Source organism: Paenibacillus sp. GCM10027628 (assembly GCF_042676385.1).
In the GTDB taxonomy this organism is placed as follows: Bacteria; Bacillota; Bacilli; order Paenibacillales; family NBRC-103111; genus Paenibacillus_E.
Genome location: NZ_JBHTHA010000002.1, coordinates 98,089 through 114,537 on the forward strand (window position 1 = coordinate 98,089; position 16,449 = coordinate 114,537).

Annotated in this window: 18 protein-coding genes; all 18 read right to left on the minus strand. The window is 46.8% G+C overall.

Features of this window, described 5'->3' with window-relative positions; genetic code table 11:
* Position 1: 1 nt before the first annotated feature.
* Positions 2 to 832, minus strand: a complete 831-nt coding sequence (locus tag ACFQZT_RS01745; RefSeq protein WP_379295931.1) for a hypothetical protein — start codon at positions 830 to 832, stop codon at positions 2 to 4.
* Between the two features lie 113 nt (positions 833 to 945).
* Positions 946 to 2,064, minus strand: coding sequence for an RNA polymerase sigma factor RpoD (gene rpoD / locus ACFQZT_RS01750; protein WP_379295933.1), 1,119 nt, complete (start codon positions 2,062 to 2,064; stop codon positions 946 to 948).
* Between the two features lie 44 nt (positions 2,065 to 2,108).
* Complete coding sequence (dnaG, locus tag ACFQZT_RS01755; RefSeq protein WP_379295935.1) at positions 2,109 to 3,938, minus strand: DNA primase; 1,830 nt, start codon at positions 3,936 to 3,938, stop codon at positions 2,109 to 2,111.
* A gap of 50 nt (positions 3,939 to 3,988) precedes the next feature.
* The gene (locus tag ACFQZT_RS01760) at positions 3,989 to 4,453 is read right to left on the minus strand and encodes a YaiI/YqxD family protein (RefSeq protein ID WP_379295937.1); all 465 of its coding nucleotides are present in this window, start codon (positions 4,451 to 4,453) and stop codon (positions 3,989 to 3,991) included.
* A 91-nt stretch (positions 4,454 to 4,544) separates the two neighbouring features.
* Positions 4,545 to 5,363, minus strand: a complete 819-nt coding sequence (locus ACFQZT_RS01765; RefSeq protein WP_379295939.1) for a pyruvate, water dikinase regulatory protein — start codon at positions 5,361 to 5,363, stop codon at positions 4,545 to 4,547.
* A 172-nt stretch (positions 5,364 to 5,535) separates the two neighbouring features.
* Positions 5,536 to 6,285 carry a DNA repair protein RecO gene (gene recO / locus ACFQZT_RS01770; RefSeq protein ID WP_379295941.1) on the minus strand — a complete coding sequence of 250 codons (750 nt, stop codon included), beginning with the start codon at positions 6,283 to 6,285 and terminating at the stop codon, positions 5,536 to 5,538.
* Positions 6,286 to 6,314: 29 nt separating this feature from the next.
* Positions 6,315 to 6,473 carry a YqzL family protein gene (locus ACFQZT_RS01775; protein ID WP_379295943.1) on the minus strand — a complete coding sequence of 53 codons (159 nt, stop codon included), beginning with the start codon at positions 6,471 to 6,473 and terminating at the stop codon, positions 6,315 to 6,317.
* Between the two features lie 101 nt (positions 6,474 to 6,574).
* The gene (gene era / locus ACFQZT_RS01780) at positions 6,575 to 7,474 is read right to left on the minus strand and encodes a GTPase Era (protein ID WP_379295945.1); all 900 of its coding nucleotides are present in this window, start codon (positions 7,472 to 7,474) and stop codon (positions 6,575 to 6,577) included.
* Positions 7,474 to 7,890, minus strand: coding sequence for a cytidine deaminase (locus ACFQZT_RS01785; RefSeq protein WP_379295947.1), 417 nt, complete (start codon positions 7,888 to 7,890; stop codon positions 7,474 to 7,476). The genes era and ACFQZT_RS01785 overlap by 1 nt, the downstream gene beginning before the upstream one ends.
* A 31-nt stretch (positions 7,891 to 7,921) precedes the next feature.
* Positions 7,922 to 8,626 (minus strand): diacylglycerol kinase, encoded by a 705-nt coding sequence (locus ACFQZT_RS01790; protein ID WP_379295949.1) that lies wholly within the window; start codon positions 8,624 to 8,626, stop codon positions 7,922 to 7,924.
* Positions 8,626 to 9,144 (minus strand): rRNA maturation RNase YbeY, encoded by a 519-nt coding sequence (gene ybeY / locus ACFQZT_RS01795; RefSeq protein ID WP_379297899.1) that lies wholly within the window; start codon positions 9,142 to 9,144, stop codon positions 8,626 to 8,628. The genes ACFQZT_RS01790 and ybeY overlap by 1 nt, the downstream gene beginning before the upstream one ends.
* A gap of 123 nt (positions 9,145 to 9,267) precedes the next feature.
* Positions 9,268 to 11,496, minus strand: coding sequence for an HD family phosphohydrolase (locus ACFQZT_RS01800; RefSeq protein ID WP_379297901.1), 2,229 nt, complete (start codon positions 11,494 to 11,496; stop codon positions 9,268 to 9,270).
* Positions 11,497 to 11,536: 40 nt separating this feature from the next.
* Positions 11,537 to 12,502 carry a PhoH family protein gene (locus ACFQZT_RS01805; RefSeq protein WP_379295951.1) on the minus strand — a complete coding sequence of 322 codons (966 nt, stop codon included), beginning with the start codon at positions 12,500 to 12,502 and terminating at the stop codon, positions 11,537 to 11,539.
* A gap of 6 nt (positions 12,503 to 12,508) precedes the next feature.
* A complete protein-coding gene (yqfD, locus tag ACFQZT_RS01810) occupies positions 12,509 to 13,702 on the minus strand; it encodes a sporulation protein YqfD (RefSeq protein ID WP_379295953.1) in 1,194 nt (397 codons plus the stop codon).
* 36 nt (positions 13,703 to 13,738) lie between these two features.
* Positions 13,739 to 14,017: a sporulation protein YqfC gene (gene yqfC / locus ACFQZT_RS01815; protein ID WP_188172892.1), complete on the minus strand. Its 279-nt coding sequence runs from the start codon at positions 14,015 to 14,017 to the stop codon at positions 13,739 to 13,741.
* A gap of 171 nt (positions 14,018 to 14,188) precedes the next feature.
* Positions 14,189 to 14,659: a hypothetical protein gene (locus ACFQZT_RS01820; RefSeq protein ID WP_379295956.1), complete on the minus strand. Its 471-nt coding sequence runs from the start codon at positions 14,657 to 14,659 to the stop codon at positions 14,189 to 14,191.
* A gap of 17 nt (positions 14,660 to 14,676) precedes the next feature.
* Complete coding sequence (floA, locus tag ACFQZT_RS01825; RefSeq protein WP_379295958.1) at positions 14,677 to 15,666, minus strand: flotillin-like protein FloA; 990 nt, start codon at positions 15,664 to 15,666, stop codon at positions 14,677 to 14,679.
* Entirely contained in the window at positions 15,663 to 16,340 is a 678-nt protein-coding gene (locus tag ACFQZT_RS01830; protein WP_379295960.1) for an NfeD family protein, read from the minus strand. The genes floA and ACFQZT_RS01830 overlap by 4 nt, the downstream gene beginning before the upstream one ends.
* Positions 16,341 to 16,449: the final 109 nt, after the last annotated feature.

Here is a 16,449-nt window from a genome sequence, read left to right on the forward strand (position 1 = left end):
GTTACATTACCCACTCTACCCAATTTTTGCGTAACAAAAATAATGCGATTCCTGCCGATACCAGCTTGCCTGTAAACGATAATTGAACGATTTTCGCACTCATGTCTACATCAACAAGAAACGTAAGTGCTTCAGGAGCAAACCAAACAAGTCCGCCAACCAATAATAGCACACCTGCTGTCTGCTTATTGGTATGATGCACAAGCCATGCGATCCATATAAGTAATATACTAACGGGAATCCAGCTAATTTCAAGCGAGAACCATCCGGGATTGTCCAATTTCCGTATTAAAAACCAGCCATACGTGCCTAAAAGCCCGATCCAGCCGCAAAATTGAAAAATTCCCATTCGAGCTCCAAGACCGTTAATGAGCCAGATCACGCTACAAAAAGCCACGTATCCCACATATGCATAAGATGAACTCACATCATGCAGGTGTAATAAATAAAGTCCGATAAATAGCAGGACAATGGATGCCAAGCCGCAAAGCAAGTAGCTTATGGCGGGTGATTTGCTGTATTGGCGATACCCCAATCCATAACAAATAACGACAAAAAGAGTGGAAATTCCAATTTGCATTGGCATTCCAAAAGAGTTAAAATTAAGAGCAGATAAGGCTACAGCGGCAATGACCGCCAGGGCGACCATCCATATTTTCCAATTACTGTTCGTCACAGAGGATGCGGAAATACCCATAATTGATTTTGGTTTTTCCATTCCTTCGTCTAAATATAAATTCATCAAAAAATCACAATAATGCTCGGGCAGCAACCTGCTTCTTCGCCAATGCTCGATTTCTCTGACAATTATTTTTCTTTTTTCGGCATCCATTAATTCGCTCACCTTCCTAGATTTTATATCGGTGAATGAAGCTGAACGTTTTAGTATGAATTAGAGAACTGGCACAAAAAAAGCCCCGCCGCACGGGCAGGGCCTTCTCACAGTTATTCCAAGAAATCCTTTAATCGCTTGCTTCGACTCGGGTGTCTTAGTTTGCGGAGCGCTTTTGCCTCAATTTGACGAATCCGTTCACGCGTAACGCCAAACACTTTTCCTACTTCTTCAAGCGTTCTTGTGCGCCCGTCATCCAATCCAAAACGTAAGCGAAGCACATTCTCTTCCCGCTCCGTCAATGTATCCAGAACGTCTTCCAGTTGTTCTTTCAAAAGTTCGTAAGCCGCGGCATCTGCTGGTGCTAACGCTTCCTGATCCTCGATAAAATCTCCTAAGTGAGAATCATCCTCTTCACCGATCGGCGTTTCCAGAGATACAGGCTCTTGCGCGATTTTCATAATCTCACGTACTTTATCCGTGCTGAGATCCATCTCTTTGGCAATTTCCTCTGGCGTTGGTTCGCGCCCCAATTCTTGCAGCAATTGACGGGAAACCCGTATCAATTTGTTAATGGTTTCGACCATATGTACCGGAATACGAATGGTTCTCGCTTGGTCTGCAATGGCGCGAGTGATTGCCTGCCGGATCCACCAGGTTGCATACGTACTGAACTTGTAACCTTTGGTGTGATCGAACTTTTCTACAGCTTTAATAAGCCCCATGTTGCCTTCTTGAATTAAATCAAGGAACAGCATGCCACGACCGACATAGCGCTTCGCGATGCTGACTACGAGTCTGAGGTTAGCCTCTGCCAAGCGTCTTTTTGCCTCTTCATCGCCGTTCTCAATCCGTTTGGCCAAATCGACTTCATCTTCCGCGGAAAGAAGCGGCACACGACCAATTTCCTTCAAATACATCCGAACAGGATCATTGATTTTAATGCCCGGCGGCAAAGCCAAATCATCGTCGAAATTGAATTCATCGTGTTCTTGCTCGTCAGGATTCATTGACATCTCATCATCCGATTCATTTCCTACATCGATGCCATGCTCCGAGAGCTGTTCGAAAAATTCATCGATTTGTTCCGGATCCTGATCGAAGGGAGCCAATTTCTCCATAATATCCTTGTAAGTCAGTGAGGACCGCTTTTTCCCCTGCTCGATAAGCTGGTCTTTCACCTGGTCCAGGGTTAATTCTGTCTCTAGTTCTGTACGCTGATCATTCGCCATAGTACGGACTCCCTCCTCCCTACACATAAGTAATCTCAAGTTGACTATAATTGCTTACGTAGGGCCATAATCTCAATTGCTAATTGAACTGCTTTCTTCGTATCGCCCGCTCTATCTGCAATCATACTTTGTTCGGTCATGCGGGCAATCTCTTGTGAAATCGAATATTTCTTGATTTCGCTAATGTAATCATCGATGATTCGATTACTGCTAACATGACCAGCCCCAATATCTGCAATAGAACTGGCTAAGCTCTCCAACTTTCCATCTTGAAGCATTAACATATATCGGCTTACGTCGGGCTCCATATTGTCTTCAAAAAAAGAATATAGATAAGCAGCTAATACTGCATGAGCTTCGAAATTAAATTGATCTCCTAATTGCTGTTCAACATACTTGCATACTTCACGGTCTTGCATCATGGCAGCAAGCAACAACCGCTCGGATTTTTGGTATTTGTCCAGAATCGGATCTTTGGTACGTCCCGCTGGTCTCCCATTATTCATAACATTATTCCACAGAAATGGTTTATTATCCCCATCTGTTCGGTTTTTTTCCGATTGCAGCAAGATTTCATGAAGATCCAGCTTCATCGCCTCATAAGACGAATCCGGAAATTCAGAAGCGAGCTGCTTCAAATAATGTTCACGTTCCATTGGTGAAGGAAGATCAGCAATCATTTTCACTGCGGCTTGCAGATAACGAAGTCGGTCACCGTCCTCGTGCAGCTTAAAATTTTTACGGATGTATAAAAGCTTATATTTCATCGACGGTACGGAAGGTTCAATGATCTCCCGTACAAATCGGTCAAAACCATAAGTACTCACATATTCATCAGGATCTTTACCATCCGGCAGCATCGCAACGGTTACCTGGCAGCCAGCTTCTTCAAGAATCGGTATGCTTTTGAAAGCAGCGGATTGTCCAGCGTTGTCCCCGTCATAACATACGACGATTTTGTCCGCGTTGCGGTTTAACAATGCCGCATGTTCTTTCGTCAAAGCCGTACCCATAGTGGCAACACCATTACTAATGCCAGCCTCCCATGCTTTAATCACATCCACATAACCTTCAAAAAGAACAGCTTGCTGAAGCTTACGCATATGGGGTCTGGCTTGATGCATGTTATACACGGTCCGGCTTTTATTAAAAAGCATGGACTCCGGACTGTTTAAGTATTTGGGCTGCGCATCGCCCATCGATCTTCCGCCGAAAGCGATCGTCTTACCGGTGGGGTCACATATAGGGAATATGATGCGTTCCCGGAATTTGTCGACATAGCCGCTACCCTCGTGTCTGGCTGAAATGAGGCCGCCTTTCTCCATCAGCGGTAACGAGAATCCCCTTTTTTCCAGCTGTTGAACAAGCGTATCCCACATAGCCGGCGCATAACCGATTTGAAACGTATCGATCAGCTTATCCGAAATTCCCCGCGATACCAAGTAACCCTTGGCCACTTTCCCTTGCTCGGTATTACCTAGAATATAATGATATAATTTTGCAGCAAAATCATAAGCTTTCAGCAAATTGGCTTTTTCCAGCTGCTGTTCGCTTTGCTCCTCTGTTGCTTCTTCCCAAGTAATTGGCATATCGCCTTCTTCGGCTAACTTGGTTACAGCTTCAGAGAAACTTAGTCCTTCGATTTCCATTAAAAAACGAATGACATTGCCGCCTGCTCCACAACCAAAGCAGCGATAAATCTGCTTCTCTGGTGTAACGGTAAAAGATGGGCTTTTCTCAGAATGAAAAGGACATAGCCCCTTCATATAATGGCCTTGCTTACTTAAATGGACATGCCTGCCAATGACATCGACAATATCATGGCGCTTGAGGACAGCCTCGATGACCTCTTCAGGTATGCGTCCGTACCTCATGTTCGTTCCACCTACAATTCAAGTCAGTGTTTCCGACTCATTACTATTCGCTACTCATTTTCGATTTCCTGCAACTGTTGCAAAAGTTTTGTCAAACCTTGTAGAAAATATTGCCGATCCGCTTCGGTAAAGGGTTTCGGACCCTTCCCGTACTTGCCGCTTCGGCGCATTTTGGCTGAAGTATGCCTCCGGTCCAAAAGAAAATCAATCGAACTGTCCGTATACTGCTGACCGCGATTGGTCAAACAAATCGACCCTTTGGCTAATCCCAAAGCGGCAAGTCCGAAGTCCTGCGTCACCAGTATATCCCCTTTGTTAATATGATTGGCGATATACAAATCGACAGATTGATCGGAACGATCGACCTGTACAACCTTGACGTCGGAACTTTCTTTCATTCGGTGGTCGAATGATGCAACCAGGATAACCTGAACACCGAAGCGTTTGCCCGCTTGCTCGATTTCCGCTTTAACGGGACAAGCATCGGCATCAACGATAATATTTCTCGCGCGCATCCACCATAGCCCCCGATGCTCTGTCGAAATCTCACCGTAATATTATATACGATGGACTTACAAAAAATCCTGCTTACACGAATATAAAACCTTACTGGATGTGTTCGATATGATCCATGATCAGGCTGGCCGTTTCTTCCACGGCTCGATTGGAAACATCAAAAATGACGCAGCCGATTTTACTCATAATTTTGTCGGCAAAAGCCAGTTCTATTTTAATACGTTCCACATTGGCATAGGTTGCATTTTCTGCAAGTCCGAGCGTGCGCAGCCGTTCCTGCCGAATGACATTCAATTTATCCGGGTCAATACGGAGGCCGATAATTTTTTCTTTTGGCACCGAATAAATGGCCGACGGCGGCTGCATTTCGGGCACTAGCGGCACATTGGCTACTTTAATTCGCTTATGCGCCAAATACATCGATAACGGGGTTTTGGAAGTGCGCGAAACGCCGAGCAAGATGATGTCCGCTTTTTGGATTCCGCTGAAGTCCCGACCGTCATCATACTTAACGGCGAATTCCACGGCCTCGACTTTTTTGAAATAATCCTCGTCCAGCGGATGAATCATGCCAGGCTGTCTGCGAGGCTCCTGCTGCAAGGCTTGCCCTAACGAAGACACAATCGGGCCAAGCAAGTCGATGTGAGGAATTCCGTATTCCTTTGACTTTTGAATCAAATGTTCCCGCAATTCAGGAATGACCAAGGTAAAAACGATAATCCCACCCTGTATGCGGGTTGTATTCATCACTTTATCAATGCCTTCACGATCATGAATAAACGGAGCTCGCACAATTTCAACATGTGCAGGATAAAATTGCATTGCGGCAGCACGCACAACGGATTCCCCTGTTTCCCCTACCGAATCGGAGACAACATATACGCGAGTTGGCGTTTGATGGTCCATCATATCCCTGCTCTCCTCTCCATAGGGGGCGTCCCATTAGTCATTAGTATGTATGCCTTCCAAGAACAGAACGAAAGCACAAAAAAACTCACCAATATGCGTGCAGCATAATGGCGAGACGTTTTCAACAAATCATATCAAAGCCCAATCCACATGTCAAATAAGTAGAATGAAATCAAATATTATACTTTTCCATTTGCTCAATAAAACCTCTTGCTTTCCACTGAACACCTATATGAAAGTCCATATATGCACGCAGGCATTGCTTCAGTTGCGCTTTGGTTTCTTCTTTGACTTGAATGACGCCAAGCCTCCGAATATCCATTCTCGGGAAGAGCTTGAGCAGTTTCAAAGTCCCATCGCCGATAGGAATCCCCACAGGGTCCTTATGCCGGCAGCGCGTACATAGAACGCCTCCCAATGCGGGGCTAAAGGCTGTTATCGGAGACTCCGCACCGCAGGAAACGCAAGCGTCCGTTACGGGCAAATACCCGGCCAGATCAAACATTTTCATCTCGTACAGATGCACGACGATTTGCATATCCTTGCCTTCCTCAATCGCTGCGAGCCCTGCCTTGACCTGTTCGAACAAATAGGAGCTGCCTTCCTCATCGCCTAGCATTTTATCCGTCATTTCGACCAAATACGAAGCGTAAGCGGACATGTATAAATCCTCACGCAAAGCGTGGTGTGCCTCTATAATTTCAGCACTGTTCAGCGTACCCATTTGCCCGCTTTGTTTAAAAAACACAAAATCGCCGTACGTAAAAAGCTGCGTTACGGCGGCGTGCCTGCTCTTCACTTTTTTGGCCCCCCGAGCCATGACGCTCACTTTGCCAAGCTCGGGCGTAAACAGACTGATAATTTTGTTGCCCTCTCCGTAGTCCATACTACGAAGCACGATTCCTTGTACGCTGCGCAGCAATTGACGTCCCCCATAAACGCCGCTAAGAACTAATGAAAGGCATCCAGTCCTTCCAGCGGCTCTTCGTTACTTTGATCCTCCTCCTGTATATCCGTCTCCATGCCAGGCTGGACAGAAGCTTGTTTATACAGCAGATAGGCATCTACATCACCGGTCATTGAAAAATACTTCCACGAAAAGTCTTTCATGTGCAGCATCCTCCCCATCGAACGTGATATGCATAGGATGGTTCGGTGAAGGCATATCTATGCCTTGCAATAACTGGTACGCATTAAAAAATATAATGCGATTACTCGTGTCTGAAACCGAGATCTCGGAGTACTCGCTCTTGATTGCGCCAATCTTTCTTCACTTTTACCCAAAGTTCCAAAAACGTTTTTGAGCCCAACAGCGCTTCAATATCTTTGCGGGCTTGCTTGCCGATTTCTTTCAGTAAGCTGCCTTGCTTGCCGATGATAATTCCTTTTTGCGAATCGCGTTCGACAAAAATAACGGCCGAGATGCGGACAAGCCCGTTTTCCTCCACCCGCATATCCTCAATTTGAACGGCAATTGAGTGCGGAATTTCCTCACGCGTTAGGTGAAGTATTTTCTCACGGACAAGCTCAGCGCATACGAATTGCTCCGGATGGTCCGTAATTTGATCAGCAGGGTAGTACTGCGGTCCTTCCGGCAAGTAACGAACGATTTGCTCGAGCAGTGTCGTTACATTGTTGCCTTGAAGTGCGGAAATCGGCACAATTTCAGCAAAATTGTACAGATCCTTATAACTTACGATGATAGGCAGCAGCTCTTCCGGCTGAACACGGTCGATTTTGTTGAGGACCAGGATAACCGGTGTTTCTACATGCTTAAGCTGTTCAATAATATAGCGATCTCCGCCGCCCAGACCTTCTGCCACATCGACTAAGAAGAGAATCGCATCGACCTCACCAAGCGTACTGTGTGCGACCTTGCTCATATAGTCGCCAAGTTTGGATGTTGGTTTATGTATGCCGGGTGTATCCAAGAAAACGATCTGACCGTTGTCCGATGTGTAAACGCCATGAATCTTGTTCCGTGTTGTCTGCGGCTTGTCAGACATAATCGCGATCTTTTGGCCGATGATCTGGTTCATCAACGTGGATTTCCCCACATTCGGACGTCCGATGATCGCGACAAAGCCTGATTTAAACTCCTTATTCGTCACTACTTTTCCTCCACCCCATGCAAATCTTTCGTTGTGAATGCGCCAGGCAATAAATCAGCAACCGTCGTTTCAACGAAGTCGCCTTTAAGATTTCCTAAATAAACGGGCATATCCGGTCTGCACAACTCTATCAGCACTTGCCGGCAAACGCCGCATGGCGATATTGGCCCTTCGGTGTCGCCCATGACGGCAATCGCTTGGAACGAACCCGCTTGATTTCCATCCGCAATAGCGCGGAATAACGCCGTTCTCTCGGCGCAATTCGTTGGTCCATAGGCGGCATTTTCCACGTTACAGCCATGGTGCACATGACCGTCGGCTCCGAGCAGAGCGGCCCCAACCTGAAATTTTGAATAAGGAACATATGCTTTTTTCATCGCTTCTTTAGCGTGCTGAATAAGTTCTTTTGGATCCATAAACATCATCCCTTCTTTTTATAAACTTCCTCTAGAGTAGGTGCAGGCATGCGAATGCTAGTATGGTGACTGTAGTCCCAATCAGCGCTCCCAGGATGAGCGCCGGAAACGGTCTGGCTTTTTTATCATACAAGACCATAAAAACAAGTGCCGATAACGTAAAGGCTAGTAAGGCAACGATTGTCAAATTAACGAATATTGTGATAACCGTTGACACTGCAAAGGCAATCGCAGATAGAAGACTAGGACGAACCAGCTTTCCTTTGTCTGCGAAACGGGTTTCAATCACAATAACGGTAAAGATGACGAGTGCGATCAATACCCAAATCGTCCCCGCGGAAACAGGTGCATCCTGAAGTTTGGCTTGCCGGAACAAGCGGTCGATAGGCTCAAAGAATATGATCATTCCTACAATGACGGCAAAACCCGCGGACACCAATACGGACGCCGCGGCGACGTCCTTCGCAATTTTGGCAAGCGGATGGCGGTCGGGCATCGCCAGATCGACTGCTTTTTCCACTGCGGTATTGATAAGCTCCGTAACAATCATCAAGGTAACGGCCAGCAAAATAAACAGAATATCCGTTTTCGGCAGTTGAAAGAACAAGGCAGCTAGTAAAACGAGAAATGCAACGCAGAAATGAAATTTCATGTTGCGCTGCGTATCAAGAGCATACTTGATCCCTTCGTAAGCGTACCGGAAGCTTCTGCGCCATTTACGGAAGCCGCTTTGCATTAGCGGGTGAGACCTGCCTTTTGTAAAATCTCCTCTTGCTTGGCAAACATCGCTTTCTCTTCTTCTTCACTCTGATGGTCATAGCCGATCAAGTGCAGGAAACCGTGCACGAATAAAAATCCGAGCTCTCGCTCGACCGAATGTCCATACTCTTCGGCCTGCGCGATAGCGCGCGGCACAGAAATGATAATATCGCCAAGCGGTTCGATAAACGACTCCGATTCCGTCTCGTCGCCATCGCCATCGCCATCTTCGGCGTCTTCATAAATAATCTCGATTTCGTCTACGCCGAATTCGCTCATCGCAAACGAAAGCACATCCGTAGGTCTGTCAATACCGCGGTATTGTTTGTTAAGTTCATGAATCGCTTCATCGTCGACGAAGGTAAGCGCGATCTCGCCAGCTACGATGTCTTCCTGCTCACCGGCAAGGCGCAGCAGTTCCTCGAGCTTGCCGGCGAACTCAGGCGTAATGTCCATCACATCTTGCTCGCTGCTCCATTCCAGCGTTAAATCCATACTTGCCATTGCAGCCGCCTCCTGAAATTAACCCCACAAAGTGAAGAAATGCTTCGAAGCTTAGTCCTATTACTTTGCAGGGACCCCAAAATATATAACACAATCAACATTACCATATTTCCGTTAAGTGCCTGTCTTTTTGGAAGCCAATTCGCTTGGATATTCAATCCTCGCATGGAAAATGCCTAGCAGCGTTTCATTTAATGTTTTTGCGATAGTGTCCAGCTCTTTCAACGTGAGGTCGCATTCATTGAACTGTCCGTCGTCCAGGCGGGATTTAATGATTTTGTGAACCATCGAGTCGATCTGCTCCAGTGTCGGATTACGAAGTGAACGAACGGCAGCTTCTACACTGTCTGCAATGCCGACGATAGCTGCTTCCTTGGATTGCGCTTTCGGACCCGGATAGCGGAAATCCTCTTCGCGAATCTCTTTGTCCGCGCCTTCCTCCTCCGCCTGTTTCACCGCTTTATGATAAAAAAAGTGCAGTAAAGTCGTACCATGATGCTGTTCGGCAATGTCCCGAATCGGCTTCGGCATTTTGTAATCCTTCAGCATTTCAACGCCATCGCGAGGATGGGCGACGATGATCGATTTACTCAAATTCGGATCAATGCGATCATGGGGGTTCTCGATGTTCGTTTGATTTTCAATGAAATAGCTCGGTCGCTTCGTCTTCCCGATATCGTGGTAATACGAGCCGACCCGGCACAGCAGTCCGTCCGCCCCGATGGACTCGGCCGCAGCTTCGGATAAGTTGCCAACCATCACGCTATGATGGTAAGTGCCCGGTGTCTCCGTAAGCAGCTTACGCAGCAGCGGATGATTCGGGTTTGACAGCTCTACGAGTTTAAGCGGCGACAAAATGCCGAAAGCGACTTCAAAGAAGGGCAGCAGCCCGATGACGAATATGACCGTGAGCAGTCCGCCTGCAGCCGCGAAAGAGAGCGACATGATCGCCTCTTTTTGGCTGAAATGATCCTCTAAAAGCATCATTGACGTTATCGTCAACATGGAAAAGAACGAGATCATCAGGCCCGCTTTCAATATGGTCGCACGTTGGCTTGCACGTTGAATGGTAAATATAGCACTGAAACCGATAACCAGACTTACTAGACCATATCGAAAATCAAAGAGCAGAACATGTTCCGTATTGAAAATAATACTGGCCATTAAAGCAAATAAGACCGATGAGATGAAAGCCATTTGGGCATCCAGCAAAATGGTTATGAGAATACTGCCGAGCGCCATCGGTGCCAGATAGCCGATATACGGGTAATCCAGGTTCTGGCCCAGTGAAATGATCTTCATACCCGCTACGTTAATCAGAAAAATAAGAATGAGCATCACTAACTGCGAATTATTGTACGTAATCGGCAGGGTGCTTTGTCTTACGAACATGTAAACAACAAAAGACAATAAAGCTGCTAATATCGAAAGTCCCAGCTGCGGCAAATGGTTCGCTTTATCTTTGAGCAACTCAAGTTTATCCAGCCTAGCGTAAATTTCCTCGGTGATCACATCGCCGACATTGACAAGAACGTCATTTTTGTTGATGTAAACAGGCTTCACGCTTTCCCGGGCTTGTCCTTTCGCATCATCGGTCCCTTTTTGATCGAAAAACTTATTCGGTGTAATAACCGCACGAACAATCTCCGTCACTAATTCCCTTGAGGTATTTTTCGTCAAATTAGAAGTGTTTACCAGTTCAGCCACTTTCGCGCGTGCCGTCTGTGCATCCAGAATTTGATCGTTCATCAATTTGGATACGATATCTTTCGTGACCGGCAGCATGGCGGATAAATCATCTTTCGTTAAACGCGGAAGTTTGAAATAGACTTCCTCTGGGATCTGATACTGTTGTTCAGCCAGCCCCTGTTGAATTTGTTCCAGCAACGAATCATTATACTGTCCGCTGCTGCGCAGCGATTTTACCGACTGATTTTCTAACTCGCTAATGAGCTGGGGAATAACTCGCCGATAAATGCTGACTTTGTCGTCGAACTTGACTTCATCATCTGCATTAATTTGTAATAATTTATCATAAATAGCGTCAATTAAGGCATCGTTTTTAAGATTAACTACCCGGTAGACAGGTTGGACGCGTTTAGCCGCATCCTCTTTAGCTTGCTCGGTGGCGACAGCGTTCTCGATTTGTCTTGGTGCATAGATTGTTTTCTCGCTGGTAGCGCCTAGCTGAATATCATAGACTTGCGGGACGAGCTTAGCATAAAGCGACATATAAAAGATGAGCGCCAGCAGGAGAAACAACAGCAAACGAACCCAAACGCTGTATTTCCATCCGATCAGCCGGTAATGAAATTTGCCTTTGAACTGAACTTCATTCTTCATCACGGAAGGTCATTCCTCTCTACATATCAACCGAGCTTGTTCACTTATCCTTTTCTTCGTTATAGGCCACAATGATCTTCTGTACAAGCGAATGACGGACAACATCTTGCTCATCAAAATAAATAAAACCGATTTCCTCGATATTGCGCAGAATCCGATTTGCTTCAACAAGACCTGACGATTTGCCGCGAGGCAGATCAATCTGTGTCACGTCTCCGGTAATGACCATTTTGGAACCGAATCCAAGACGCGTCAAAAACATTTTCATTTGCTCTGGCGTCGTATTTTGCGCTTCATCCAGAATAATGAAAGAGTCATCCAGCGTTCGGCCGCGCATGTAAGCCAGAGGGGCAATCTCTATTAGCCCGCGCTCCAGCGACTTCGCCACCTGCTCGGGACCTAATACGTCATTAAGAGCATCATACAATGGTCGCAAATAAGGGTCAACTTTTTCCTGTAGATCGCCGGGCAGGAATCCGAGACTTTCACCTGCTTCGACAGCCGGACGTGTCAAAACGATCCGTTTGACAGCTCCTTCTTTGAGTTTCGTAACCGCCAGAACGACAGCCAGATAGGTTTTACCTGTACCCGCAGGTCCAATTCCGAAGACAATGTCTTTCTTCTTGATCGTCGACACATATTGCCGCTGGCCGATCGTTTTGACACGAATCGGTTTCCCCCGATGTGTCGTTGTAATCTCGCCTTTGAACAAGTCCAGCAGTTGATCCGCTTTCATTTGCTTGGCAAGTTCCAAAGCATACTGCACATCGCGCTCGGTCAACGTGTAGTTATTACGGATGAGCTGCAGCAAAACTTCAAAAAGCTGCTGAAGTGAGTTCACTTCGCCAGCAGCTCCCTGTATCGTTATTTCTTCTTCGCGAGTAAAAATTTGCGCTTCAATTTCGCGTTCGATCAAATGCAGGAATTTATCCTGCGGCCCGAACAAGGCTAGTCCTTCAGCCGGATTTTTCAAAGTCAATTTCACGGATTGTGCGTTTTCTACCAACAGGCCTCATTCTCCTCGTGTCACAATTGGTTGCTCTACTGCGATATTTTCTTCCACTTCAAAATGCACTTCCATATAAACTTTACCATTCTCTGTTTTTTCATGCAAAATTTTTTCACCGGCGATCCGCGAATCCGTTCCAGCAGAAGCGAGCAAATCAGCTCTTGCTTGCTCTAATCCGGTCTTTTTGGCTATTGCCGCATCAACCGGCTCCTCGATATAATTAACTTCCATGATTTTCTCGTGAAGCCATCCTACCGGCAGCGTAAAAGAGTGCCATTGCAACGATTTCCGTTCTGGAATCGTTTCAAATTGCGCAAAGTTTTGTTTGCCGTAACCGCTGATTTTCAGCGCCCTCGTCCCGAAAACCAGGTAATTGCGACTGAACGTTTCACCGGTATACACTTTATAGCTTTTCGTTAAGGGTACTTCAATTTTGGAAGTATACCAAACAATGCCTTTTACGCTGCCATTCGCTACGACAACCTGATTGTTCGTTTCATCGCCGATCACACCGGAAATAAGCACGTCCCCTTTGCGGACATAGGTATTCGGCTTCACCATCGGTCTGCCTTTTAACGATTGAATTTCTGTCACAAGCGCGTTCTTTGAAGCAACCAGATGCCTAGGATTCATCAATGGTCCTTTATCCGGAATCGTCGCTTCTACGACCTTAATCGTAATATGCGTTCCGCGAATTTCGACACCAACCCAAGAGGCATTCGGCAGCATTCCCTGAATTTCGCGAGAAAGTTCTTCGCTCTTTTTTAGTCTAAACTTCCATTGAAACGTATGTATGCCTTGTTTAGAGGCTGCTTGCAAAATCTCTTCTTTTGTAATGCGGTCGTTTCCTTCCACACTAACCTGCCATACAAGGGATGTCAGCACATACAAGGCTAAGATGAAAGTTGCTAAGCCGCCAAGAAACAATTTGCGTCTGCCTAGTTTGTCCATAAAAAACGGAAGCCCATGCCGGGTCAGAACATGCATCCGACAGCCTGTCCGCTTCAATAGCGGTCGCAGCCTGAAGAAGTCTTTGATCAGTATGCATAGCTCCAGCTTATTCTCTTCCTTCGGCGTGATATCCCATATGGAGAAGCCGCCCTCCATCATGGGATTAATAATGCCTTGAACGCCCTTTCCTCTCAGCTGTATGCGCACATACCCTCGCAGACGGGCAATGAATATCGATTGCTTCATGATACAGCCTCCTGTTCACTTACTGACACATTACATCTATGGAATGTACTTCACATCATCAATTAAGCCCTCGATAAATACTTCCTCCGATAAAATTGCCCGAATGACCAGCTGCTTCCCGTACACCTCAAGCTTTCCCTTCGTTAATTCGAGCTTCAAAATCTCACTTGAAAAATGAAGCACGCCCCGGTGATTCTCCACATAAAGCTGTACGTTGCCGATCATCGTGATGCGCGGCAAGTCCTGTACCACGTCCTGGGGGAGATCGAGGATTTTGGCCGTGAACTGGTTCCATTTGCGGGTCAAGCGACGCATAGCTGGGCAATACCCCCTCTAACTAGATGATCATGGCGGCAGGAGCGCGCATAGACTTTTTACCAAATTATGCGGTATGACCGTGATTTATGTGAAAAACATATCTTTGGACCTCAACGCAAAAACACCCCGTCTGGCCTATCCAGAGGGGTGTTAGCAAGGTCTTATATTTTATTTCCGATAAGGCTTCTTTGACCTTGGTGGGCCAAGAATTTCAGCCCATACGATGCCTTGCAGAAGCTGCTGCCCGGTTGGTTGAATGGTTAGCATCTCAGTACTTTGACTAGCTTGATCGATTGCCTTTGCCGAGTCGGATGACAACGCAGGAGAACTGAAAGGCGATTCTTTACGCGCAAGCGACTGAATATCGGATACGGTAGCTTCAGACTTCGTGTAATCGCGCTGCGGGCGTTTAGGCTGCACGGTATTAGCCGCATTGCCTTGTGAGCTTCGAGGCGCAACGAGAGGCTTAGAAGGGCCGCCAGGACTGCCTCCAAATGAAGGCATACCTTGAACGGTCCTCCTTTTGTTGCGTTCATTCGAAGAGGCGTCCGTCCACTTTCTTCTGATTTGATAAAAGAAGGTCAGCACGATGATAACCAGGTACCAATGTTTGAACACAAATGCGATAAGTTGTTCCATGCGACACTTCCTTCCTGCTATTCTTTCTCGTTCTTGCCGTCATTCATTTTACCGAGAGAAGAACGCATTTGTGTATCCGCATCAATATTTTTCAGATTCATATAATCCATCACTCCCAATTGGCCGCTTCGCAGCGCTTCTGCCATCGCAAGCGGCACCTGCGACTCGGATTCGACAACTTTCGCGCGCATTTCGACTACGCGGGCTTTCATCTCTTGCTCAGCCGCAACGGCCATCGCGCGCCGTTCCTCGGCCTTGGCCTGGGCAATGCGTTTGTCAGCCTCCGCTTGTTCCGTTTGCAAATGAGCGCCAATGTTTTTGCCTACATCAACATCAGCAATATCAATAGAGAGGATTTCAAAAGCGGTTCCTGCATCGAGCCCCTTGCCAAGCACAGTTCGGGAAATCATATCCGGGTTCTCCAAGACGTCCTTGTGGGAATCGCTGGAACCGACAGTCGTTACAATCCCTTCGCCTACACGGGCAATAATCGTTTCTTCTCCTGCGCCCCCGACCAGCCGATCGATATTCGCTCGCACCGTCACCCTGGCAATAACTTTCACTTCAATACCGTTTTTGGCAACCGCCGATACGGTAGGTGTTTCAATAACACGGGGATTTACACTCATTTGCACAGCCAGCAGAACGTCACGACCTGCAAGGTCGATCGCCGCCGCTCGTTCAAACTCCAAATGGATGTTCGCGCGATGAGCCGCAATCAACGCATTGACGACGCGGTCCACATTACCGCCTGCCAGAAAATGGCTCTCCAACTGATTGATGCTTAAATCGATACCGGCTTTTGTCGCCTTAATCAATGGATTGACAATCCGGCTTGGAATGACGCGGCGCAAACGCATGGCAATAAGTGTGATGATACTGATCCTCACGCCGGAAGCGAGCGCTGAAATCCACAGCATCACAGGTACTACGCTCAGCAGCACCGCTAAAGCGATAATGATGATAGCTGCAAGCAGCAGCAAATACAAACTTGGTTCTAAATTCATTGAATTTCCTCCTTGGTATTCACTTTGGTGTTTTCCCGAACGACGACGCGCGTTCCTTCAACCTGTACAACGATAACCGCTTTGCCGTTCGGGATAAAGCTTCCGTCCGTCACCACATCAATACGTTCTCCGCCTATGAGAGCCGTTCCTGCGGGGCGCAGAGGCGTTATAGCTTCACCAGTCCTTCCGACAAGAAAGCCGCGATCAGGCGTTGACGTGAAGCCTTTAGCCGTCGTTAGCTGCTCCTTCAAGATAAAGCGATTCCAAACACCGCGATGCTTGAAATACTTGATGGCGAAGGCTACTGCAATAATGGCGATCAATAGCGCTACACCCAGCATGACAGCAGCTTCTTTAGGATCTGATGCGGCCATGAGAACGCCGCCAAAGAGGCAAATGGCCCCCAAGACGCTTAAGATGCCAAAACTCGGAATAACAAGCTCCAATATTAATAACACGATACCGATACCGAATATGGCCAAATCGCCGAAACCCGCAAATCCAGCTAAATAAAAACCAAGAAAATAAAGGGCGAATCCGGCAATCCCCGCTGCCGCCAACAAGCCGCTGCTGAAGAAAAGCAGTTCCAGCGCAATTCCTACAATCCCGACAATCAATAGTACCGTCGCTGTAACCGGGTGGGTCAGAAAAGCAGACAAATGTTCCGCAAGCATATCCTCACTCCTTTCCTCATCTTTCCTTCAATCATGTATCATTAATATGTACGTTGCACAACACAAACTGTTTCGTTAAATCATAAAACAAAAGACCGGAAGGAATGGA